Annotated in this window: 18 protein-coding genes; 9 read left to right on the top strand and 9 right to left on the bottom strand. The window is 55.7% G+C overall.

Annotated features, from left to right (window positions below; genetic code table 11):
• Window positions 1-55 precede the first annotated feature (55 nt).
• Both VGR81_13345 and VGR81_13340 read left to right on the top strand, forming a co-directional pair.
• Window positions 56-1,528 carry a 3' terminal RNA ribose 2'-O-methyltransferase Hen1 gene (locus VGR81_13345; protein ID HEV2289923.1) on the top strand — a complete coding sequence of 491 codons (1,473 nt, stop codon included), beginning with the start codon at window positions 56-58 and terminating at the stop codon, window positions 1,526-1,528.
• On the top strand, window positions 1,525-4,080 hold the full coding sequence (locus tag VGR81_13340) for a polynucleotide kinase-phosphatase (GenBank protein HEV2289922.1): 2,556 nt from the start codon (window positions 1,525-1,527) through the stop codon (window positions 4,078-4,080). The genes VGR81_13345 and VGR81_13340 overlap by 4 nt, the downstream gene beginning before the upstream one ends.
• A gap of 255 nt (window positions 4,081-4,335) precedes the next feature.
• Here the strand turns inward: VGR81_13340 and VGR81_13335 are convergent, their stop codons facing one another.
• Window positions 4,336-5,409 carry a DUF3644 domain-containing protein gene (locus VGR81_13335; protein ID HEV2289921.1) on the bottom strand — a complete coding sequence of 358 codons (1,074 nt, stop codon included), beginning with the start codon at window positions 5,407-5,409 and terminating at the stop codon, window positions 4,336-4,338.
• A 478-nt stretch (window positions 5,410-5,887) separates the two neighbouring features.
• Here VGR81_13335 and VGR81_13330 point away from each other — a divergent pair, with 478 nt between their 5' ends.
• From VGR81_13330 to VGR81_13320, 3 genes are all read left to right on the top strand, one after another.
• Window positions 5,888-6,676, top strand: a complete 789-nt coding sequence (locus VGR81_13330) for a hypothetical protein (GenBank protein ID HEV2289920.1) — start codon at window positions 5,888-5,890, stop codon at window positions 6,674-6,676.
• Window positions 6,666-7,709: a hypothetical protein gene (locus VGR81_13325; protein HEV2289919.1), complete on the top strand. Its 1,044-nt coding sequence runs from the start codon at window positions 6,666-6,668 to the stop codon at window positions 7,707-7,709. Before VGR81_13330 ends, VGR81_13325 begins: the two co-directional genes overlap by 11 nt.
• A gap of 88 nt (window positions 7,710-7,797) precedes the next feature.
• The gene (locus VGR81_13320; GenBank protein HEV2289918.1) at window positions 7,798-8,118 is read left to right on the top strand and encodes a hypothetical protein; all 321 of its coding nucleotides are present in this window, start codon (window positions 7,798-7,800) and stop codon (window positions 8,116-8,118) included.
• A gap of 147 nt (window positions 8,119-8,265) precedes the next feature.
• Here the strand turns inward: VGR81_13320 and VGR81_13315 are convergent, their stop codons facing one another.
• A complete protein-coding gene (locus VGR81_13315; protein HEV2289917.1) occupies window positions 8,266-9,483 on the bottom strand; it encodes a hypothetical protein in 1,218 nt (405 codons plus the stop codon).
• On the opposite strand from VGR81_13315, the gene VGR81_13310 reads away from it, so the two are divergent.
• Window positions 9,475-9,735, top strand: a complete 261-nt coding sequence (locus VGR81_13310) for a hypothetical protein (protein HEV2289916.1) — start codon at window positions 9,475-9,477, stop codon at window positions 9,733-9,735. The two genes, VGR81_13315 and VGR81_13310, sit on opposite strands and share 9 nt — an antisense overlap.
• Window positions 9,736-9,763: 28 nt before the next feature.
• On the opposite strand, the gene VGR81_13305 is transcribed toward VGR81_13310, so the two are convergent.
• Window positions 9,764-11,323 carry a toll/interleukin-1 receptor domain-containing protein gene (locus tag VGR81_13305; GenBank protein ID HEV2289915.1) on the bottom strand — a complete coding sequence of 520 codons (1,560 nt, stop codon included), beginning with the start codon at window positions 11,321-11,323 and terminating at the stop codon, window positions 9,764-9,766.
• A 91-nt stretch (window positions 11,324-11,414) separates the two neighbouring features.
• On the opposite strand from VGR81_13305, the gene VGR81_13300 reads away from it, so the two are divergent.
• Genes VGR81_13300 through VGR81_13290 form a run of 3 tightly spaced genes read left to right on the top strand, consistent with a single transcriptional unit; the run spans window position 11,415 to window position 18,832 of the window.
• Window positions 11,415-14,303 carry an SNF2-related protein gene (locus tag VGR81_13300; protein HEV2289914.1) on the top strand — a complete coding sequence of 963 codons (2,889 nt, stop codon included), beginning with the start codon at window positions 11,415-11,417 and terminating at the stop codon, window positions 14,301-14,303.
• A gap of 18 nt (window positions 14,304-14,321) precedes the next feature.
• Entirely contained in the window at window positions 14,322-16,118 is a 1,797-nt protein-coding gene (locus tag VGR81_13295) for a site-specific DNA-methyltransferase (GenBank protein ID HEV2289913.1), read from the top strand.
• Window positions 16,115-18,832, top strand: coding sequence for a DEAD/DEAH box helicase family protein (locus tag VGR81_13290; GenBank protein ID HEV2289912.1), 2,718 nt, complete (start codon window positions 16,115-16,117; stop codon window positions 18,830-18,832). The genes VGR81_13295 and VGR81_13290 overlap by 4 nt, the downstream gene beginning before the upstream one ends.
• Here VGR81_13290 and VGR81_13285 read toward each other — a convergent pair.
• The 6 genes from VGR81_13285 to VGR81_13260 form a co-directional block, all read right to left on the bottom strand.
• Window positions 18,829-20,364, bottom strand: a complete 1,536-nt coding sequence (locus tag VGR81_13285) for a DUF2779 domain-containing protein (GenBank protein ID HEV2289911.1) — start codon at window positions 20,362-20,364, stop codon at window positions 18,829-18,831. The two genes, VGR81_13290 and VGR81_13285, sit on opposite strands and share 4 nt — an antisense overlap.
• Before the next feature lie 31 nt (window positions 20,365-20,395).
• Window positions 20,396-20,764 carry a hypothetical protein gene (locus VGR81_13280; protein ID HEV2289910.1) on the bottom strand — a complete coding sequence of 123 codons (369 nt, stop codon included), beginning with the start codon at window positions 20,762-20,764 and terminating at the stop codon, window positions 20,396-20,398.
• Window positions 20,764-21,048, bottom strand: a complete 285-nt coding sequence (locus VGR81_13275; protein HEV2289909.1) for a hypothetical protein — start codon at window positions 21,046-21,048, stop codon at window positions 20,764-20,766. Before VGR81_13275 ends, VGR81_13280 begins: the two co-directional genes overlap by 1 nt.
• Window positions 21,045-21,464 (bottom strand): hypothetical protein, encoded by a 420-nt coding sequence (locus tag VGR81_13270; protein HEV2289908.1) that lies wholly within the window; start codon window positions 21,462-21,464, stop codon window positions 21,045-21,047. The genes VGR81_13275 and VGR81_13270 overlap by 4 nt, the downstream gene beginning before the upstream one ends.
• A 132-nt stretch (window positions 21,465-21,596) precedes the next feature.
• Window positions 21,597-22,235 (bottom strand): hypothetical protein, encoded by a 639-nt coding sequence (locus tag VGR81_13265; GenBank protein ID HEV2289907.1) that lies wholly within the window; start codon window positions 22,233-22,235, stop codon window positions 21,597-21,599.
• A 43-nt stretch (window positions 22,236-22,278) separates the two neighbouring features.
• Window positions 22,279-22,443: a hypothetical protein gene (locus tag VGR81_13260; protein ID HEV2289906.1), complete on the bottom strand. Its 165-nt coding sequence runs from the start codon at window positions 22,441-22,443 to the stop codon at window positions 22,279-22,281.
• Window positions 22,444-22,466 lie beyond the last annotated feature (23 nt).

The following is a 22,466-nucleotide window of genomic DNA, read 5'->3' as shown; positions in this document are numbered from 1 at the left end:
GCCGCAGGTAGCTACTTCGCCAGACCGCGCATGCTTCATCGGTGGCGGATGCGAGATGCGAGAACTCGGCGAACTGTTGGGACGGCGAGTAATTCGATCCTTCTTCCGGCATAATGGCTGTTCAGTTATGCTCCTGACAATCGCTAACACGAAGGCTCCGGCGACCGACTTGGGGTACCTGCTCCACAAGAATCCGGGTCGCTTGCAGACGTTCGAGCTTTCCTTCGGGAAAGCGCACGTGTTCTACCCGCAGGCATCAGCAGATCGCTGCACAGCAGCACTGCTACTCGACGTTGACCCGGTGGGGCTTGTCAGGACGCGGCGCGGCCCGTCCGGTGAGGGCGGGATGCTTGAGCAGTATGTCAACGACCGCCCCTATGTGGCTTCTTCGTTTATGAGCGTCGCAATCGCACGGGTCTTTGGCTCCGCGCTGGCGGGGAACAGCAAGGGTCGCCCGGAACTCGTGACTGTGCCTTTGCCACTCAGCGCAAGAATCGCCGCGATGCCTTGCCGTGGCGGTGAGGCGTTCGTGCGACGTCTGTTCGAGCCGCTCGGCTACTCTGTGAGCGCCGAACATCATCCGCTTGATGAGAAGTTTCCAGAGTGGGGCGAGAGTCCGTACTACACGGTCGAGATCGCGAGGGAAGTCACGCTGCAAGACCTGCTGACGCATCTCTACGTCCTGATCCCGGTGCTCGACGCCGACAAGCACTACTGGGTTGGAAAGGACGAGGTCGAGAAACTGTTGCGGCACGGCGAGGGATGGCTCCAGTCCCACCCGGAACGCGAAGCAATCGTCAACCGCTACCTGCGCGGATTCCGAACGCTGACACGGGAAGCTCTGGCGCGGCTCACCGAAGACGAATCCGCTGATCCAGACGCTGAGCAGGAAACGAAAGAGGAACAGGAGCAAGCCGTCGAGGCTCCGCTCCGTCTCCACGATGCTCGGCTCCAGCAGGTAGCGTCGGAACTCAAGGCGAGCGATGCGAAACGTGTGCTTGATCTGGGCTGTGGAGAAGGCAAGCTCATCCGCGAACTGCTGAAGGACAGGCAGTTCGAGGAGATTGTTGGAATGGACGTGTCCTACCGGAGTCTCGAAGTAGCCTCCGACCGACTGCACCTAGACACGATGCCGCCGAAGCAGAAGGAACGGATCAAACTCATTCAGGGTTCGCTCATGTACCGGGACAAGCGAATGTCCGGCTTCGACGCTGCCGCCGTCGTCGAGGTCATCGAACATCTCGACGAGCCACGGCTCGCTGCGTTCGAGCGCGTCCTCTTCGAGTTTGCTCGCCCGCAGACGGTGGTGTTGACCACTCCAAACTCGGAATACAACGTGAAGTTCGAGACGCTTCCGGCTGGGCAGTTCCGCCACCGCGACCACCGCTTCGAGTGGACTCGTGAGCAGTTCCAGAAATGGGCGTCTCGGATCGGCAAACAGTTCGGATACTCCGTGGAATTCAAGCCAGTGGGCGAAGAGGATCAAGCGGTCGGCGCACCGACGCAGATGGGCGTGTTCCGGCAATGAAGATCACGGTTCCCGAACTATCGCTCGTCTTGCTCGTCGGCCCGTCAGGCTGCGGAAAGTCCACCTTTGCGGTGCAGCACTTCAAGCCGACCGAGGTGCTGTCGTCCGACTACTGTCGCGGATTGGTGTCGGACGATGAAAACGACCAGACCGCGACGAAAGAAGCGTTCGAAGTTCTCCACTTCATCGCCCGCAAGCGGCTCGCTGCTGGACGGCTGACCGTCGTTGACGCGACAAACGTGCAGCAGGACTCGCGAAAGCCGCTCGTCGCGTTGGCACGCGAATTTCACGTGCTGCCAATCGCCATCGTGTTCGATTTTCCCGAAAAGCTCTGCCACGAGCGGAATCGAAGCAGACCGAACCGCGATTTCGGCTCCCACGTCGTCCGCAATCAGGCGCAGCAGTTGCGTCGGTCTCTGCGTGGACTCGAACGGGAAGGCTTCCGTGGAGTCCACATCTTCAGGTCGCCAGAGGAACTAGACGGATTGGAGATCGAGCGCCAGCCCATGTGGACGAATCGGCGCAACGAACACGGGCCTTTCGACATCATCGGCGACGTGCATGGCTGCCTCGACGAGTTGCAGGAGTTGATGACGAACCTCGGTTACTCGGTCGAGAAGAACGGCCATGGTTATCAGGTGAGAGTGCCTGAGAGCCGCAAGGCGATCTTCATTGGCGACCTCGTAGACCGCGGACCGAAGATTCCCGACGTGCTGCGCTTGGTAATGGGCATGGTGGAAGCTGGTACAGCGCTGTGCGTGCCCGGAAATCACGACATGAAACTTCTCCAAAAGCTAAGAGGCAAGGACGTGAAGCTGGCGCACGGGCTTGCTGACTCCGTGGCGCAGCTTGACGCCGAGTCGCCGGAATTCAAGAGAAAGGTCGCGGAATTCCTCGACAGCCTCATCAGCCACTATGTCCTCGACGACGGAAAGCTGGTTGTAGCCCACGCTGGAATGAAGGAAGAGATGCAAGGGCGCGGTTCTGGGGCGATCCGCTCGTTTGCCTTGTTCGGGGAAACCACTGGAGAAACTGACGAGTTCGGGCTTCCTGTTCGCTACAACTGGGCTGCGGACTATCGCGGACGCGCCTCGGTGGTCTACGGGCATACGCCAATCACAGAACCGCAATGGTTGAACCGCACGATCAACATCGACACAGGATGTGTGTTCGGCGGCAAGCTGACGGCGCTCCGGTATCCAGAAAAGGAAATTCTGTCCGTGCCAGCCCGTCGCGTTTACTACGAACCCGCGAAGCCTTTGGCGTCTGCGCAGACGGCGATTGTGCTCTCGCAGCAGCACGAGCAGGATGATGTCCTCGACATCGACGACGTAATCGGGAAACGCATCGTCGAAACAAGACTTCACGGCAACCTCACCGTTCGCGAGGAAAATGCAATCGCCGCGCTCGAAGTGATGAGCCGCTTTGCTTCCAATCCGAAGTGGCTCATCTACCTCCCGCCGACGATGTCGCCCAGCGAGACCAGTCAAAAGAAAGACTTGCTAGAGCATCCGAGTGAGGCATTCGACTATTTCCGCAAGGCGCATGTTGAGAGGGTGATCTGCGAGCAGAAACACATGGGGTCGCGTGCGGTTGTGATCGCTTGCCGCGACCGGGACGCAGCATTGCGTCGATTCGGGGTAACGCAGGACGAAATCGGCGTCTGCTACACGCGGACGGGCCGGCGGTTCTTCAACGACAGTGCGTTGGAGAGGGAGTTCCTCCGTCGAATTCAGACGGCGGCAAGCGAGGCAGGCCTGTGGGAGGAGCTTAAAACCGATTGGCTGTGTCTCGATTGCGAACTCATGCCGTGGTCTTCCAAAGCACAAGATTTGCTTCGCCAGCAGTACGCTCCGACTGGGGCGGCTGCGCGGGCAGGACTGACAGCATCGATAGCTTCGTTGCGGGCGACTTCCACACATGTGCCAGAAGCGTCCGAACTAATGAGACGATTCGACGCACGACGGACAATGGCGGAACACTATATTGAGGCTTACCGTCGCTACTGCTGGACGGTTCACTCGTTGGAAGACCTAAAGCTCGCACCCTTTCATCTGCTGGCAAGCGAAGGAGTGGTGCATTCCGATAAAGACCACGTCTGGCACATGACCACACTGGCTCGCCTGTGCGCCTCCGATGCGGGGCTTCTTCTGGCGACGCCATACAGGGTGGTCGATGTCAACGACGAGGCTAGCATCAAGGAAGGCATTGATTGGTGGGAAGAACTGACGGCATCCGGTGGCGAAGGAATGGTTGTGAAGCCGCTCCAGTTCGTCACGAAGAGCCGACGCGGACTCGTGCAGCCTGCGGTGAAGTGCAGGGGTCGGGAGTACCTGCGCATCATTTACGGGCCTGAGTACACCGCGCCGGAGCATCTCGAACGCCTTCGAGCCAGAGGTCTCGGCACGAAACGGTCGCTGGCGCTGCGTGAATTTGCGTTGGGTATCGAAGCCCTCCAACGGTTTGTGGAGCGGGAGCCGCTGAGGCGAGTACATGAGTGCGTGTTCGGTGTGCTCGCGCTGGAAAGCGAACCAGTCGATCCGAGGCTCTGAACATCAAGCGAATGCAGACCTAATGCTCATCGTTTTAGTTTTTCTCGCCCCTTGCCCCAGTGCGTGAATCCTCTATGTTCGTAGAAGGCGTAGATGGATGTCGCGGCGGGTGGTTCGCCTTCAAGGTCGATCTGACTACCCGCGCCGCCTTGGGAGCGCAGACCTAAGCAGAGGCAGGCTGGTTGCGCTACGTGCTGGGAGATTCGGCTGGATGCGGTGGCTCCGTCGAAGAACTCCGGGAAGGCAGGCTGGCACTTACGCGCCCGCAGCCGCTACAGCAGCGACCGGGGGCGTTGCGCCCCCGACCACAATTGCATACGTCGCCGCATCCGCCAACTTTTCTATCAGAAACTCAACCCAAGCGGGTGTGTAGATGTAGTCCTTGTGAAGAACATCGTAGTAGCAATAGCGATTGTCACATGCCTCGGGAGTCGGGCTGCCTCCTGCTGGTCGAGTGTTAAAGTGCATCCAACATTTCCGGTGTGAGTTCATATTGAATTTGCGACCTAATTGGGCCGCCACCTGTTTGACTACCTGACTAGCTTTGAGCGCACCAAAATTCGCGACAGATACCTGTTTGGGTTTAATCAATGCGATCACTTTTTCGTACTGCTTCATCTCTTCAGGCTTACTTGGGTCATATTTCACAAACTCAATAGCCAGATCGGAAGACTTTGCGTGGACACCGACTTTCGGAACAAGGAAGACTTTGAAACTATATGAAGCGTCAGATTGGATGTCCTCTGATAACGAAGACTTAAAACTCGTGACAAATTTGCGCACTGATTGGAGGTGTTGCTTCGCCGCTCCTCTCATTGCCACCAACTGCGTAGGCGCGAGAGTCTTCGAGAATTGGAGCGCATAAGGAAGCCCTCCGACCAACGCCTGATTGGTACCGAACTCGGCGGCGAGGAGCGTCTCAAAGTTCATCAGCATTGCCTGACATTCGCCAAAAATCTCAACGTCGAGTTCCGGTAAAAACCGATGTTCGATTTTGTTCCGAAGACCGATGAAAAATTCGAGGTTCTTTCGTAGCGCGGGGTTTTGATCTTTGTAAAACTGCTGAATGCACTCACCGAGTTCCCAAGTTTTGTATTCACCATCTACCCGCTCGTAACGCCGTGTCGAACCTTTTTTCCGGTAATAGGGCTTCATCCGCTTTCTCAGGAAAATGGCATGAAAAAGAGCCGTCCATGCAACGACCATCAAAACGATATAGGCAGCCGAACGGAAGGCTGTCGCGGGACGGTTGTATATTTCGACGGCGAGGACGGCAGCTTCTCGTGCCTTTTTCACATTCGCGACAACCTCAACAGGTAGGCGTGGCATGGGAAGAGCCTCTCTTGGGAAATTACTATCTCATTTATAGTTAAACGTCTGACCTTCTGCAAGAGGCAGAGCCACGAGAGCGCGGCGGGACTGCCTAAAAGAAAGGGCGTGGCGGAGGTTATCCGTAATTGGATCGATGCCGTTTGCTCCAGCGACTAAGACACAGACGCGGCATACGTTTTCGGCGCTGGATCGAGATCGACGACTTGGGCGCGATCTTGAGGTGACAGCTCTCCCTTTGGGTACTCCATCACCCCCCACCTCAGTGCCCGCCGCAAAGTTCCCTTCGTTCGCCGATCCCCGAAAATTCCTACAAAGCGGTGTTTGCATCCGGTGTCTTTGCAAAATCGCAGCCTTGCTCGATAAGCATTTGCTTCGGCTCTGCGCCACACTTTGTCGAATCGGTTATTGGCGACTCCTCTGCCTTTGGCTTCTCGATGCCCCTGCCGACTTTACACTGGCAGCAGGAGAACCCCGTTTGCTGCCCCAGAGGAGAACGCTGGATTTTCAAGCTCAGCCAGCCGACGACTTCGTGCGAACGCTGTCGGACGCGGAGTTGGTGGACAAGTGCGTTCAGGGCTTCAGGAAACTGCGAGAGCTTGTCCCCTATTTGCGGGAGGCGCGGAGGCGATGGGCGCAGCCGGGGCGGCAAGTCCCTGTGCCCGGACGCCCCTGCTGGACGGAATGGATCAAGCAAAATCTGCATGTCAGTCCCCGCCGCGTGCAGCAACTCCTAAGCGAGCCTAGCGAAATTTCTTCGCGAGGGCAGAAGGCACAGTCCAGATTGGCCAAAGGCGATTGGCGTGCACTGCTCATGCTCACCGAGAACCAGATGGCGAAGGTGTTTGGGCCGCTTGAAAGCGGCGAGCGTTTCGCCAAAGTGATTCAGAGCTTCGCGCAAGCCGTGGCAGATCGGTTCGGCGAGCGGCACGGGCGAGTTGAGGTATCCGTCGCCGTGACGAGTCGCGGAAATCAGAACAGTCGTGCTAAACAAAATCGCCGTGCCGTAGCTAGAACTCAAAACAGTGCGATGAACGGTAGTGCCACGTTGCCGCCGATTCTACCCACTCAGAAACCCTTCCCTCAAGACTGCGGCGGCTGCGCCGACATGCACTATGGCATCGCCAAGTTCATCGCCAAGAACGGCGGCACCGACGAGGAAACAGCAAAAGCCTGCGGAGTCAGTTTGGCTATTGTGCGGCAAGCGAGAGTTCGGCACGCGCTGATGCTTGGGGATTCGCCGGAGAACGGTCGGAATGGGCACTAGCGCACGACCAGCAGTGCTGCCTTTCCTTCGACATGACGACCTCGCGTCATGCCGCGCCGATTTCGAGCAATATCGAGAACAGGGCTTTCCCGTTTACTCACTGAAGAGGGATGAGAAACGGCATGACCTTCTCGACCTTCTCGTCGCCGACCACGCAACGATCATCGACAAGCAGGGGCGGATCAAGCAAACGATGCACGGTCTCGCGCTGGCTTGGCACTATCATCCCCTTGCGTGGACTGTGAGGTGCGGGAACAGGAAGACCCCAGTTGAGTTGTTCAGCAATGATCTGCTATTTCTCAGGGCAATCGAGCGGCGGACAAAACTCGGGAACGCATTCACCGACAGCGGGCTGCGAAAAATATTGAGGAGCTTCTCCAGCACGCAATCCGTTTCCAATTTTCGCCCCACGGCAGCCGCCGCTGTTTATCATCGGCTCCTTCCAGAAAGCGGCGGCGCGGTCTGGGACATGTCGGCAGGATTTGGCGGTCGCCTGCTGGGAGCGCTCGCCTGCGACCGCGTGAATCGTTACATCGGAACCGATCCCTCGACCTACGCTATGGACGGGCTTCGTGAGATGGCTGCGGAACTCGTTCCGATGGCTGAACAATTCGGTCGGCGGACGATGGAAGTCGAACTTCACAAGGTTGGAAGCGAGGATTTCCAGCCGGAGCGGAATTCCTTGGACTGTGCGTTCAGTAGTCCCAGCTACTTCGGGTGGGAACATTACAGCGACGAACCGACGCAAAGCCACTGCAAATTTCCTACGCAGGAGAGTTGGCTGCACGGGTTCATCGGGGCGACCCTCCGCAACTGCGCCCACGGTCTCAAGAGAAATGGAATCCTCGCGATCAACATCGCCAGCGTGGCTGCGTATCCAAATCTGACAAAAGTCTTCGTCAAATTCGCGGAAGACAACGGCTGGCGTCGAGTCGAGACCTTGCATCTGCAACTGTCCAAAATGGTCGGACTGAAGCACATCGGAAAAAGTGCCTTCAAAACGGAGCCGATCTTCGTATTCAAAAAGAAGTAGCTATGAAGACTGGACAGATAGGCCAATCGCTGTCTCAGTGCTTGAACCGCAGTGGCTTCTGGATGTACTCAACAGGAGGGAACACCGCATGGCAAAGGCATCCCAGAAATTCAGCAGAGAACTGGAAGACAAGCTCGTCCCCGGCAGGAAGTATGACATCTATCATGAGAGCGGCGTAGGCGTCGCGAAGAAGGCGGGAAGCTTCATCGAAAAGGGCGAAGCCACTGGCATTGCCTCGATGCTCGATGGAGCGGTTTACCTCGGTGTGGACGGCGACCAAAGCGACAGCGTCGTCCGTATGTTCTCATGCACGTGGAAAGAGAACGGCTTCATTTGCGTCAGGATCGAACGCATCCCCGACGACAGCTTCTCGGACGGTACGGCGAAGTTCCGTGCGGCCGGTGGCTAACCTTGATTCGCCCGCCTTCGGTCGGCGCGATCCACGGCGTTCGAAAAACCCCGCTCGCTGCGGCGCGGTAACCGCTTGATTTTGCAGGTCAGAAATCGCGGAAATCAGCGTTTTTCCATCATCTGTATTCTGAACTCGTCATCTACCCTACATGTAGTACCGATATTGGACTGCGGGGTCGCGATTCCCGGCGAGCTTCAGGATGTCGCCCACGCGTCGAGAAAAAGCGAGTGTGATCGGGTCATGCGTAGCGAAAGCAGAAGTATTCCAGTTGAGCTTCGTCAGCCTGAGGATGTCCTCAGCGCATTCGTGGAACGTCAGCGAACCCCAGTTCTCCGAAATTTCGAGTGGCTGCGGGATTCGAAAGCCGGAGTAACACCGCAAGAAAGGCGCGTAACCCGTCGTATACACCAAGCCCTTCTTGCCGCCAAAGTCGATGATCGTTCCTCGCAAAACAGCTTTGTATCCCGGTCGTAGGCAGAAAATGCCTCGTCGCGTAATCGTCAGGAATGAGTATTGCGGTGTTTGCCCGGCTAGAGCGGCTTCAAACCCGGCACGTTCGTCTTCGTTGTAGCGGGATGTCTTGTGGAGTACGACTTTTCTTGGCCTGATACCGACCTGTTTCTCATAAACCTCAACAACCCGACCGAGAATCTGCTGCGCTTGAGCACTCGTCAAATGAGGGGCTTTTTCCTTTTCCTTACGCTCGTCCCATTCGACGGTTTCGCCGCGTAACACAAATCCTTCTCCTCGGTCGGTAAACGCCTGCGCGATGCTTGTTCGCAGGAACGGCGACCGTGCTTCATCTTCGTGGTAGAAGGACAAGCCCACAAAACACGAGCCTTCCACTATGTCCGCCAGCCGCCACGGAATGATCTTCGCTTTGTACATGAGGGCTGTAGTCAGATTCCACGCCCGTGTCGCCAAATCCTGTACGCCTCGGGTTCCGGTCAACGTCTTGTGCCAAATTAACTGCGTCGGCAAAACGTCCATGCATTCCGCCTTCAGCCCCCTACGAAAGCTGCGGGATGTGTCATCCGGCGCTTCCTCGACGTCGCCGCCCAATAGGTCTGCGATTTCAGCATGCTCACGGTCGTATTCGGCAATTCCGGTTCGGCAAAGCTCTTCGAGGTTCTGAGACATGGCACAGATGACGACATCAGGAGGCGAATCCAGCGCCGCAAGAGCGTGAACTTCTTCAGCGACGAACTTTTTCAGGAGTCCAACGCGGCGAGTGAAATCCTCCTCTTGCTCAACCAGCCGAACGTCAAGGGCACGAAGTGGGCGACGCCAGATCGGCTGAGTTGTGATGTCGATTTGGAATGGTTCACCTGAATTCATGCCGGGGAACGATGGATGAAGCACACAATCGACGGATTCCTTCTGATCAATCGGGTTCTGTATCTGGGCGAGCAGCGCAACCGCCCTGTCGATTGCGTCCGCGGGGCCGACAATCCCGACATGAATGTGTTCCCGCCGCGTAGCATCAGTCTTGCTGTATGGGCCGAACGCAGCAAGCCCTGTACGGGGATCAACGCATCGCTGTTTGTTGCCAAACAGAAGCTCCGGCTCGGCGAGGTACGTGCAAGTGAGCCTGTCCGTGTTTTGCGACAGTAAGGATTCCAGCGATACGGCGCGAAGCGCCTTAACTTTCGATGGCCTTCTCGTCCTCGCGGTCTTCCTCGGCAAAGCCCGCTTCTTCCGTGTACGCAATCGAGGTTTCCTCCCCAAAAAGCTCAAGCTGAGGAACTTTCCTGTCGTCCCGTATTTCGGCATCCATCAGGCGGTCAAAATTCACTTGGTCGCTGACAATGCCAAACCCAAGCGCCCCCGAAATCGGCGTGAGGTCAACCTGAATAGGCATCTGCCCCGTCTCAATCGTTAGCTCTTTTGGTCTCGCCAGCACAAGCGACCAGAAGCGGAGCGACCTTAGAATTTGACCGTTCCGTTCTTGATTTAGCCAGTGCGATAGGATCGGGCCGACCCACCGCGATGTACGCGGCGTCTTCCCGTCGTCCTTTGTCAGAAGATAAGTCGGTTCGATCCGTAGCATCAAGCTCTCGAACACCAGCACGAAATTAGCCCGGAAACCTTGGTGCCGCCAGCCGAACGGTTCTTCTTTGTAGGTGCCGTCCTCCTGCTTGACTCGGCGAATATGGCGTGTCGTTACTTCTCTCCATCGGGTTCTACCGCCAATTTTCCACGCGATACGGACAGGCTTGCCGCCGCTGTAGCGATATTTCACCACACCGGAGCTGGCTTCCTCTGTTTCGACCTGAATGCCGCGTGGCTGGAAAAAGTACCGCGACTTGATGCGGTCGAAGCGGAGCCGACGCTCCCACGCGTGTTGTCGCAGGCAGACGTTCAGAAGTTCGATGGCGCGGCGACTGTAGTCCTCATCTGAGAACCAGTCCTTGAACGCGTCCGAATCAGTCCGTGCATCTTTCTTCAAGACTGGACGCAACGCCTCGCACGTGCTGAGGTCAGAGAAAGTGAAAAGATTTCCTTCACGAAGGATGAATGGCGGCGCGTTTTCGCAGTATTTTTGGATTTCCTTCTTCTCACGCAGGTTCGTTGACGCGTAGTGCACCCTCTCGGGCAGGCTGGTGACCCTGTAGAGATTGCAGACCAAGCGTTCGGTTACCCGATCAGCACCCACGGAAGAAGTGATAAGCACAGGGGCTGGTTCATAGGGTGCACGCGTTGCCGGAACCATGGGGAGAAAGCTGCCCTTGCCCCTTGGAATTGGCTCTCCCCGCAGGTACCGAATGAGTTCGGCAAAGCTCTCCTCAAACTTCTCGGGATCGCGGAAATCGATCCAGTTCCGCACCCTCAGAGTTGCCGGGAGGGTTATGTTGTCCTTCAACAAGGGAATCACCCGGCCGCGTGCCCCCGAAGGGTCGCTCCACACCGCGATGCTTCGTTCCAAACTCGGCCACTCTGCGTTCAGCATTGGGCGGGATACGACCACACCTACGAAGCGGGTCTTATCCAGAAATCGCTCAATATCGAGGACGATGTTGCCGCCCTTTTCGAAATCCCATTTGTCGAAAACGACTGCGAGACGACGGTCGCGGTACGGTTCGCGCTCGATCCGCTCGGCAAGTGCCTCGACCCACGGCTTATCTGCGCCGTTGTGACATAGAAATATGTCCTTCTCAGTCGAGGAAGGATGCTGTAGTTCTAATTTCGCCTGTGTGCCCATAGTTGCGCCTGACAGTATAGGCGCTTTTAGGCGCGGATTGGCGATCTAGGCAACAGCGCCATCGGTTCTCGATGTATGATTGCGCCTTGCGATGAGCACTGCATACCACGCGAAGTACTTTGCGTATGAACTGACAAAACGGTGTGCCTCCGACAGCATGGAGAAGCTGGCTGCTTCCCTTGCTGACGCGCAGGTTGACTTGAACCCGCATCAGGTCGAGGCTGCGCTGTTCGCTTTCCGCTCTCCGCTCTCGAAGGGGGCGATCCTCGCCGATGAAGTTGGTCTCGGTAAAACCATTGAAGCAGGGATTCTGTTGTCCCAGCGGTGGGCGGAACGAAAGAGGAAAATTTTGATCATCGTTCCCGCCAGCCTCCGCAAACAGTGGCATCAGGAGCTTTCGGACAAGTTCTTCCTGCCCTCTGTACTGCTGGAAACGAAGACTTTCAACGAGCAGATTCGAGCGGGGAACCTGAACCCATTCGACCGCTCCGAGATCGTGATCTGCTCGTACCAGTTTGCTCGCTCCAAAGAGCCGTATGTTAGGCAAGTCGCATGGAACCTCGCAGTGATTGATGAGGCGCATCGGCTTCGGAACGTGTACAAGCCCACGAACAAGATCGGGAATGCGCTCAAGGCTGCTCTCGCGCCGTTTGACAAGTTGCTTCTGACCGCCACGCCCCTTCAGAACTCGCTCCTCGAACTTTTCGGCTTGGTCAGCATCATCGATGAGCACATTTTCGGGGACATCAAGAGCTTTCGCAGCCAGTTCTCTCGGCTGGACACGGACGGTGATTTTCGGTCGCTACGTGAGCGTCTGAAGCCGATTTGCCAACGGACACTCCGGCGTCAAGTGCTCGAATACATCCCGTTTACGAATCGTATCGCACTGGTGGAGGAGTTCATCCCGAGCGAGCCGGAGCAGAAGCTCTACAACCTCGTCTCCGATTATCTGCAACGGCAGAATCTCTACGCGCTTCCAGCAAGCCAACGGCAGTTGATGACTCTGATCCTCAGACGGCTCTTGGCTTCATCGACATTTGCGATTGCGGGAACGCTGAAGGGATTGGCGGAAAAGCTGGAAAAAGCCACTGAGGCGCAAAAACCCGTTGTGGAGCCTCCTGAAGAGGTACCCGAAACCTTCGAGAGCTTTGAGGAATTGGAGGACGAATGGGAAGAAGAGGAGGACGAGAGCGCGGGTGAGAAGAAGTCCGATCCACGAGTGCTCAGCCCGGAAGAGTTGGGAAAGGTGGCAGAAGAGATTCAGTCGCTCCGGCTTTTTACTGAACTCGCGAATTCGATTGTCAAAAACTCGAAAGGCGAGAGACTTCAAACCGCGCTGAAGCGTGGGCTAGCGGAAGCGAAAAGCAAGGGCGGTAGAGAAAAGGCGATCATCTTCACGGAGTCCACTCGGACTCAGGAATACGTCCGCTCCATTCTTGAGGAGCTTCCCCGCTACAAAGGCAAAGTCGTCCTATTCAATGGCTCGAACAACGATCCCAAATCGAAGGAGATTTATCAGGACTGGCTGAAGAAGCATGAAGGCACCGACCTGATCACAGGCTCGAAGACTGCTGACATGCGGGCTGCCCTCGTTGACTACTTCCGAGACGAGGCAATCATCATGGTCGCGACCGAAGCGGCTGCGGAAGGCATCAACCTCCAGTTCTGCTCCTTGGTAATCAATTACGACCTGCCGTGGAATCCGCAACGGATCGAACAGCGGATCGGGCGCTGTCATCGGTACGGGCAAAAGCACGACGTGGTCGTCGTGAATTTTCTCAACAAAAAGAACGCTGCGGATCAGCGCGTATATCAACTGCTTGATGAGAAGTTCAAGCTCTTCAGCGGTGTCTTCGGAGCCAGCGACGAAGTGCTTGGAAGCATCGGCTCCGGCATAGATTTCGAAAAGCGTATCGCTGACATCTACCAAAAGTGCCGGACGGAGGAGCAGATTCAGTTTAATTTCGACCAGCTTCAGCAGGAAATGGAAGTTCAGATTGACGAGCGCATAAAACAGACCCGCCAAAAGTTGCTAGAGAACTTCGACGAGGAGGTTCACGAAAAACTGCGGGTGAACCAACGAGAAAGCAGCGAAGCCCTGACCAAGTACGATAACTGGCTCTGGCAACTGACCCGCTTCTTCCTCCAGCCCTATGCCAAATTCGACGATGGACAAAATGGATTCACGCTGATCAAGAACCCGTTCCCCGAAGAGCAGATTCACCCCGGCCCGTACCGTAGCGGCAAGAACATCGAGGATGCCAACTTATATAGGTTGGGGCACCCTCTCGCTCAGCGCATCATTGAGCGGTGTAAAGCCTTTGAGCCTGATTCGCAAGCGTTGGCATTCGAATATTCGCACTCCGGCAAGAAAATCTCTATCCTTGAGCCGCTCGTCGGAAAGCAGGGCTTCATGCGGATCACTTGTCAAACGGTGACCGCTCTCGAAACCGAGGATTTCGTTCTTTTGAGCGCCGTGTGCGATGACGGTACTCCTATGGATGCGGAGCAGTGCCGCCGATTCTTCTCGCTCGGTGCATCAGAGAAACGAGAAGATTGCTCTCCCTTGTCTGAACAGCTTCAAGCGCTGTTGGACGAGGGTCTGCAAAGGCAACAAAATGAAGTTCTAGCGAAACTTACAGAGCGAAATGCGGCATTCTTCGAAAGCGAATTGGATAAGCTCGACCGCTGGTCAGACGATCTCAAGATCGGGTTGGAGCAAGAGTTGAAGGAACTCGACCGACAGATTCGGGAGACGAGACGATCCGCTCAAATCGCTGTGGCTTTGGCGGAGAAGTTGTCCATCCAAAAGCAAGTTCGTGAGCTTGAATCGGCACGAAACCGTAAGCGCCGGGAACTGTTCGATGCCCAAGACCGGGTGGATAAGCAGCGGCAAGACCTGATCGAGACGATAGAGAGGAAACTTCAGCAGGATTGCAATGTAACCCCGGTGTTTACGGTACGTTGGTCACTGAAGTGAACGGTGCGCGGCAGGAGCATGAATAAAACAACAAAGCTGGAATTAACGTGGATAGGCAAAGAGAGTCGCCCGTTATTGGAGCCGCGTATTCTGCTGGAGGATGCGAGTAAATCGTATCATGCTCACGCAAAAATAACAGATGACGACTTATTCGATAATCGTGTGATCTTTGGCGACAATCTTTTGGCGTTGAAGGCGCTTGAACAGGAGTTCGGAAACAAGATCAATTGCATTTTCATCGATCCGCCTTTCAACAGCGGAAACGCATTCGAGCACTATGATGACGGTCTGGAGCACTCTGTCTGGCTTAGCCTGATGCGCGACAGACTTGAAATTCTCAGAAGACTCCTTGCACCTGATGGGTTCTTCTGCTGCCACATTGACGACTCGGAAGGTCATTACCTCAAAGTTCTTTTGGATGAAGTGTTCGGTCGAGCTAATTATCTAACCTCTATGTACATTCAAGTGCGGTACGGCAACAAGACCTTAGCCGAAGATAATGATTATCAAAAGGTGATCGAACAATGCCTTGTTTATGCAAGAGATGCCGCACTTTGCCGCCCACTGAAAGCATCCGAAGAATATAAAGTCGAAAAGTTCGAGTGGGAAGTCCGAGAGAAGACTCCATGGAAACAGGTTGAAGTGGCGGGGAAGAAAGTGGAGGTATTCCGTCTCGGGGAATACGAAGTCACAAAAGTTAAACCACACCTTAAGGCACTGAAAGAGACATGGGCAACAGGCTCCCTGATAAAACAGAAGGCAAGCTCGGGAGAGTTTCTTGCGAAATACTTGTCTCCCCGGAAAGAAGAAGACGGGCTGGGATGCCTTTATAAGGTGTACGGCATAGGCGAAGACGGCATTGGTTATAGATACTTTACGGGGCCCAAAAGAGCCGCAGCAACCAAGGGGAAATTCTATTCAGGCATTCCGCTCGACAGGTTGGCGGAACTCCTGAACGGTCGCTCCTCGAAAGAAAAACCAATCGAGAACTTTTACGATCTTGCCGCAAATTTTGGAAATTGCAGACACGAAGGAGGTGTGGATTTTCGATCCGGTAAGAAACCGGAAACATACATGGAGATCATCTTGAAGCACTTTTCTCGACCCGGGGATATCGTTCTCGATTCATTTGCTGGGTCGGGAACCACAGGGGCAGTAGCACACAAGATGAGACGGCGCTGGATCATGGTTGAGCTTAGGGATCACTGTCACACTCTTATAATTCCGAGATTACAACGCATCATCGACGGAATCGACGAGAGTGGCATAACTGGAGAAGTTGGGTGGCTAGGCGGTGGTGGGTTCCGCTATTTCCGTCTTGCCTCTTCGCTACTTGAGAAGGACAAGTTCGGCAACTGGGTGATAAGCAAGCGATATAACGCTGCGATGCTCGCCGAGGCTATGTGCAAATTCGAGGGTTTCACGTATGCACCAAGTGGTGCTGATTATTGGAACCATGGGTTTTCCACCGAGCGTGACTTTATCTACGTAACCACACAGACGCTCACCCGCGAACAACTGCAAAAGCTGAGCGACGAAGTTGGTGAGAACCGATCCCTACTGGTGTGCTGCTCGGCATTCCGAGTAAGAGACGTTTCGCAGTTCCCGAACATGACCATCAAGAAGATTCCGAAGATGGTTCTAAATCGCTGCGAATGGGGCAGGGATGACTACAGTCTAGAGGTCAAGAACTTGCCACAAGCAGTCGAGCCGGAACTAGTCCCCTCGCTTCAAACGAACGGTCGCAAGAAACGCAATAATGACTCTATGGAGTTGTTTGCCACCGCCGCCGAGAAAGGAGACAAAGGCAAATGAACTCTGCGGTGAACGCTATCGCGAATCGGCTAAGCCTCCGTTTGCCGCAGCGGGAATCGCTGGAGATTCTGGCACGAGTCGCTGAAATCCTTGCATTGGATCGTATCGTATCCGGCGCGTCAGAACTGGAGATTGGCAACGCTCTAAAGACGATTCAAGCGGAATTTCCATCCGTCACCGATTTCGAGCGGGATTTTCCCTCCCTGTGCTTTGCCCTTGCAACGGGTGTCGGCAAGACCCGGCTCATGGGTGCCTTCATTGCGTATCTCTTCAGGCAGAAATTGAGTCGCCACTACTTTGTTCTCGCCCCAAACCTCACCATCTACAACAAGCTGATCGCTGACTTCACGCCGAACACCCCGAAGTATGTGTTCGAAGGAATCGCAGAGTTTGCGACGAACCCACCGGAAGTCATCACTGGCGACAATTACGAGAGCGGTCGAGGCGTGCGGAGCGCGGAAGTTCTTGGGAAGACTGGCGATTTGTTCGACGCCAGCCCGATTCACATCAACATCTTCAACATCTCGAAGATCAACGCCGAGGTTCGCGGCGACAAGGCCCCGCGAATCAAACGCCTCAGCGAATACATCGGGCAAAGCTATTTCGATTATTTAGCGGGACTCCACGACCTCGTGCTCATGATGGACGAATCGCACCGCTACCGTGCGACGGCTGGCGTGAGGGCGATCAATGAGTTGAAGCCGATCTTGGGCTTGGAGCTTACCGCCACCCCGCAGATAGAAACGGGTGGAAAGACTGAGCCGTTTAAGAACGTGATCTACAGCTATCCGCTCTCCAGCGCGATGAAGGACGGCTTCGTCAAGGAGCCAGCGGTGGCGACCAGAGAGAACTTCGATGCGAAAAATTACGACAAGGCAGGGCTGGAGAAGTTAAAACTGGAAGACGGTGTCCGAATCCACGAGAACACCAAGGTCGAGCTAGAAGTGTTCGCTAGGGATAACGACAAACCTATCGTTAAACCGTTCATGCTCGTTGTCGCTGAAAACACCGACCACGCCGACGATTTGTTGAAGCGAATTGAAGACGACTCGTTCTTCGAGGGACGCTACAAAGGCAAGGTGATCACGGTTCATTCGAATCAAAAGGGCGACGAGAAGGACGAAACCGTACAACAACTTCTGTCCGTTGAGAGCCGGGACAACCCCACCGAAATCGTCATCCATGTGAACATGTTGAAAGAGGGTTGGGACGTTACGAACCTTTACACCATTGTTCCTCTGCGTGCGGCAAATTCGAAGACATTAGTCGAGCAGTCGATAGGACGTGGATTGCGCCTGCCCTACGGAAAGAGAGTTGGCGTCGCGTCTGTAGATCGCCTCACCATCGTTTCGCACGACCGCTTTCAAGAAATTATCGACGAGGCAAACAAGCCGGACTCCATCATCAGAACTGGAGTTGTAATTGGTCGTGACATCCCCGATAAAAACATGACCGTCTTTGAGGTGACATCAAATCTGGAAAAACGGGCGGCTGCCGACCCAACGATTCCCGAGCAAAAGCCGCTCTTCAACACAAAGCGCGAGCAGGAGGTAGCCCGGGCGACTCTAACGGTGCTCAAGGATTTTGAGCGACTGGCGCGGTCGGACGATCTGAGGAAACCAGAGAATATCCAGAAAATCGTGGAGAAGGTTCAGGCAGCCAGTGCTCCGGCGCAGGGCGAACTTGCTGAGGTTGTTCCGCAAGCCGATATTCCCGCCATCGTGTCAAAGACCGTCAACCTCTTCATCGAGAACTCAATCGACATCCCGCGCATCGTTGTAACTCCCAAGGGCGAAGTGACCGCAGGCTACCGGGACTTCGATCTCGACCTGAAGAGCGTCCAACTTCAGCCAGTCGCCAAGGACATTCTGATTGCGCACCTGAATGACCACCAGCGATACCGCCTGATTAGCGGCGACGGAATCGTTCCCGAGGAAAGATTGGAAGACTACCTCGTCCGAGGTCTAGTCGATTTCGACGACGTGAGCTATGACGACCAAGCCGACCTTCTGTACAAATTGGCAGGGCAAGCGGTGAAGCATCTTCAGTCGTATCTTGCGGACGAGGAAGATGTCAAAAACGTTCTCCAATATCACCAAGCGCAACTCGTGGCTCTCATCCACTCGCAAATGCAGGAGCACTACGAAGAAAAGGCGAGCGAATACGAGGCGCATGTAACCAAGGGCTTCACAACTCTTCGACCCAGCAGCTATTCGATTCCCGTGGGCGAACAACCAAGAGATTTTCGGATTCCGGTGGAAGAGAAACTGATGATTCGGGGCATGCTGTTCGGAGGATTCAAAAGGTGCTTGTATCCCGCCCAAAGGTTTCAGTCCGACACAGAGCGCCGATTTTCGGTTTTGCTGGAAAACGACGTTGATGTGGTGAAGTGGTTCAAGCCCGGCAAAGATTCGTTCCACATCTACTACGCTGGCGGCACTCCCTACGAGCCAGATTTCGTCATCGAAACGAAAGCGGCGAAGCTAATTTGCGAAACAAAAATGAGGAAAGAGATCGCCTCTGCTGAAGTACGGGAGAAAGCGAAGGCGGCAGTCGAATGGTGCGAGCACGCTACCAACCACGAAATTGCAGTGGGCGGCAAGCCGTGGTCATACCTGCTGATTCCTCATGATGCCGTTGATGAAGCAAAGACGCTCCAAGGTCTCGCGGCAGCTTTTACGCTGAAATCTGATAACACTCCCATCAAAGTTTAGGTCGCGCAGCGACTCTGGAGTGTTTCGAGAAGCCGCACAAGTGCCAGTGTGTCCTGCCCACAATAAGCTAAGAGCGTCTTCCGTTTTGCTTGTCGTTCCGGTTCACTGCAACCGTCGCTGATCATCGACTCCCATGCAAGTCCAGCGGCCTGCCCGTCTGGGACTTCCATTCCCTCGTATGTCATGTTGGGGACGAAGGCGGGCAGAACAGCTTTCAAAGAAAATGAGCCTCGGAAAGCCGGATGATAGACGTGATTGCGCACCACCGGGAGCAAGTCCCAGAGGCGGCGTTGGATTCCCCTGATGCGATCAGTGTAAGCGGGCCGCCAACTCGCTAGCTCCCAAAGTCGCTGTGACTCGAATTGCTCGTTGTATACGACGATGCTGCCGTCACCTTCTCCCAAAGCCTCACAGAGCGCGGAGATAAACGGAGTTCGAGGGTCGCCTCTGTCCGTAGCCAAGAACTCAAAATGTTCGGGCGCATCACCCGGCTGGCGCTGCACATGGACTGACCACTGAAACGGCAGGTGATCGTAGGGACGCATGCCAGAAAATCGCGGGATCGCTGGGTTGACAGTTTCAAAATCCATAAAGTAAAGCGGAAATTTGAGAGATGCGAACTGTCTCTTGAGGTCTGGACTGAAGCATGGCTGCCCCGTTTGTACCGCCGTACATGCACGCCGTTGAATCTCGGTTAGCTCAAAATCTGCGGGTATGTCTTCGATAGACTGAACACCCATTTGCTCCAGCTTTTTCATTGCATTCACATCAAGGCGAAGGAGGTAGCCAATGTGGTTGTGCGGCTTGGGTGGGTTGCAGTGAGTGAAAAACTCGCAGATGAACGGATTGAGACACTGTGCTCCGATGGGAACATCGGGAGCTTTCGGCATCGCCAGAACATGGAGTTGTGAGCGCAGCCGCAAAATAAGTTCGGGCTGGAAGTTCCGTACTCTCTGGGTGAGATTTCGAAATGAAAACAACTGTTGGGGATCAACCCTTGTTCCCGTCAGCACGTATGCTCGGTTGATATGAGCCAGCCAAACCGACGCTAGTTTCAAGCCGAAGCCGGAGAGCACGTAGCTCTGAATCGCCAAGTCTGGGACGTATTGGTCTCTCAAATTGGTGGCGGATTTCACTTCCACAAGACGCCAGAGGTTCTCCTTGCGACGTTGCAGGACATCCGCTTTGACGATTATGCCCTCGTGTTCAAAGGCACCTTCGAAAATCGCCGGAATTTCGGGATTCGCGATTAGCTGCTTCGTTGTGCGAATCGCCTGACCCAACCCGCCGTCGCTGCGAACCTCGACCCCGGCCGGAAACAACTGGCGGGCAAGCAAGCCGACCTCGTGCCCTTGCTCGATAATCGCTTCTGTGGCACCGTCCGGGTCAGCGGCGAGTTCCGGCTCGTGTACCTGTAAATAGAGCCGCTTGAGGCATTGGCAGCCCGCAATGAACTTCGACTTGCTGAGTTTCATTGTCACCGCACCGTTTCCTCTTGCACCAACTGCACAATGACTCGGAATGCCGCCCAAAGACAAGCACAGCCCAGCAGCGAGCGGCGGACTAGGCATCTGTCCTGTAGCGCCTGCCGTCGATTAACTTCAGCTTATACTTATGGAATTTCCGCATGCTGCGAGCCGAGCGGTCAGGGCCGCAAAACATTTCCTTGAGCCGGAAGTCGGCGAGCGCCAAACGCTTAACGGCTCGCCACCACTCGATGCCGAGGTTCGCGCCGGAGGTCGCGGCGACCGATGCGTCCATCTCCTTGAACCGCCGCCACGACCGGACGAGGTCGGCGACCGCGTCCTCCACCTCTTCCGGGTCGGGGCTGAGAACCTCAGTCTCGACCGTGACCTTGCCACCCTCGATCTTCGTGCTGACAAGTTCGTCGAACATTGTCGCGACTATCTTGTCGGCTTCGTCTTCCGTCATCAATCTTCCTCCCCTACACTGTGGTCGGACAGCGGTCGTGCTGCGGGCATGTCGTCGCACCTGCGAAACGCACGATCCTCCTCGTTGCCGACTCCGAAGAACACGTTCAGTTCCCATGCCATAGCCCGCGTGTACATGAGCAACGGACACTTCCTCTGCTGGTCGAGCACGCAGGAACTATGCCGCTGGATGAGTTCCATCAGCGCCTCGGGCGTGATCCTCTCGCGCTCCTCGGGCTTCCGCTTGCCCCCGCGCCGGGCTGCCTTCAGGCTTTTCGCGCTCATCGGCTGCACCATGCGAGGGCGAGCAGCACGGGAGCGTAGGTCGAGAGCGGAAAAAGACGCACGGCGAGCGGGGACAGGGGAAGAAGGAAGATGACGCCAAGCTCGCAGGCATAGCTCGCGAACAAGCCGAAAAACATCCATGCGGTCGCTTTGAGGTTCGTCGCTAGATAGCCTCCGTGCGCCGCTCGCCATGCGCGGACGTGGACGGCTCCGAGCCAAAACCGAGAGCCGACAAGCTGCGACACGAGCAAGACCCAGACAGCGCAAGTCCAAGGCCCGACCCAGAACACGATTTGACCGCCGATCTCCGACCGACACAGCCAAAACGACGCGAACGGGAGAGTTGCCGAACCAGCGAGAAGCACGACCGCGATAAGCAAGTCCTTCAGCAGCGACCTCAGTAGCAATCTGAGCACAGGGTCTCCTCTCTTACCGCACCAGCAGGATGGTGAGCAGAAACATTTCCTTGAGCCACCGAATCATCGCTGCACGCTCCTCCTCCGTCCGGCGCGGTAGCCGAGCTTGTAAACCAGAGCCAGAAGTAATCATCACGAAAGGCATCGGTCGCCCACGGCGAGAGCATGAATCCTCGGGTTCTCGCCGTACCACTTCTTGCGCTTCTCGATGAGGTATGACAAGCCCTGCTGGCTGTAGCCGTAGTCCCTCACCCACAACGGAATCTTCTCGCCGCCGACCCGCGCTTCCCTGTCCGGCTGGAGCCAAATGTCAACATCGAACTCGACAAGGCTCTTGAGGCGCTCCTGTGCGTCCGCGATGTTGAACGGAATCATGTTCGTCGGAACGATGAAAAATTTGGGGTAGGCGAATTGAGCACGCCACCCGAGCGTGTGGCGGTAAAGCCGTCCCCACAAGTAGACTTCGCCGTGGATGCCGCGCTCGATGTAGTTGCTGTCGATCATGTGCTGCATGTTGATCCCGGCGTACATGCCGCATGTGCAGCCCGGGTCGGGCACGTGGTGGGATTTGCTTTGCCAGAACCTCTTGGCGGATTCCGTGGTGCAAGCGGCAATCATCGAGCGCAGATCGTCGGCATGCGGGCACTTGGCTTCGAACGCGACCTTGGGTGTCCAAAGCTCCCCGTTCAGGGAACTGACGCCCTCGGCTGTCCACTTCCACGCCCGGTACGCGACGAAAGGCTCGATGTAGGTTTCGGGCACCTTCGCCAAGTCCACTCCGTACTTGGCGTGGGGGAGGGCACGACCGCCGTGCTTAGAGATTTTCGATAAGTCTGGACTCAACGGTCGTCTCCGCAACAACAGGCACTTCCATGGTCACGGGCTGCTCGACCGGAACTTCCCTCTCGCGGCGCAGCGGCGCGGGAAGGCTCAGCGGTTCTACGTCGATGATCTCAACAGGTTTTCCGATGTCACACATCGTCTATCTCCTAAACTGGCGGC

Source organism: Candidatus Acidiferrales bacterium (genome assembly GCA_035934015.1).
Taxonomy (GTDB): domain Bacteria; phylum Acidobacteriota; class Terriglobia; order Acidiferrales; family UBA7541; genus DAHUXN01.
Note: the sequence above shows the minus strand (reverse complement) of the source record. Positions and strands in the feature narration are given on the sequence as shown.

Bases quoted from the DNA above. Each gene is read 5' to 3' on its own strand.
- VGR81_13345 (HEV2289923.1), top strand. From the start codon at position 56: ATGCGAGAACTCGGCGAACTGTTGGGACGGCGAGTAATTCGATCCTTC.
- VGR81_13340 (HEV2289922.1), top strand. From the start codon at position 1,525: ATGAAGATCACGGTTCCCGAACTATCGCTCGTCTTGCTCGTCGGCCCG.
- VGR81_13335 (HEV2289921.1), bottom strand. From the start codon at position 5,409: ATGCCACGCCTACCTGTTGAGGTTGTCGCGAATGTGAAAAAGGCACGA.
- VGR81_13325 (HEV2289919.1), top strand. From the start codon at position 6,666: ATGGGCACTAGCGCACGACCAGCAGTGCTGCCTTTCCTTCGACATGAC.
- VGR81_13320 (HEV2289918.1), top strand. From the start codon at position 7,798: ATGGCAAAGGCATCCCAGAAATTCAGCAGAGAACTGGAAGACAAGCTC.
- VGR81_13310 (HEV2289916.1), top strand. From the start codon at position 9,475: ATGAAGCACACAATCGACGGATTCCTTCTGATCAATCGGGTTCTGTAT.
- VGR81_13305 (HEV2289915.1), bottom strand. From the start codon at position 11,323: ATGGGCACACAGGCGAAATTAGAACTACAGCATCCTTCCTCGACTGAG.
- VGR81_13300 (HEV2289914.1), top strand. From the start codon at position 11,415: ATGAGCACTGCATACCACGCGAAGTACTTTGCGTATGAACTGACAAAA.
- VGR81_13295 (HEV2289913.1), top strand. From the start codon at position 14,322: ATGAATAAAACAACAAAGCTGGAATTAACGTGGATAGGCAAAGAGAGT.
- VGR81_13290 (HEV2289912.1), top strand. From the start codon at position 16,115: ATGAACTCTGCGGTGAACGCTATCGCGAATCGGCTAAGCCTCCGTTTG.
- VGR81_13280 (HEV2289910.1), bottom strand. From the start codon at position 20,764: ATGACGGAAGACGAAGCCGACAAGATAGTCGCGACAATGTTCGACGAA.
- VGR81_13275 (HEV2289909.1), bottom strand. From the start codon at position 21,048: ATGAGCGCGAAAAGCCTGAAGGCAGCCCGGCGCGGGGGCAAGCGGAAG.
- VGR81_13260 (HEV2289906.1), bottom strand. From the start codon at position 22,443: ATGTGTGACATCGGAAAACCTGTTGAGATCATCGACGTAGAACCGCTG.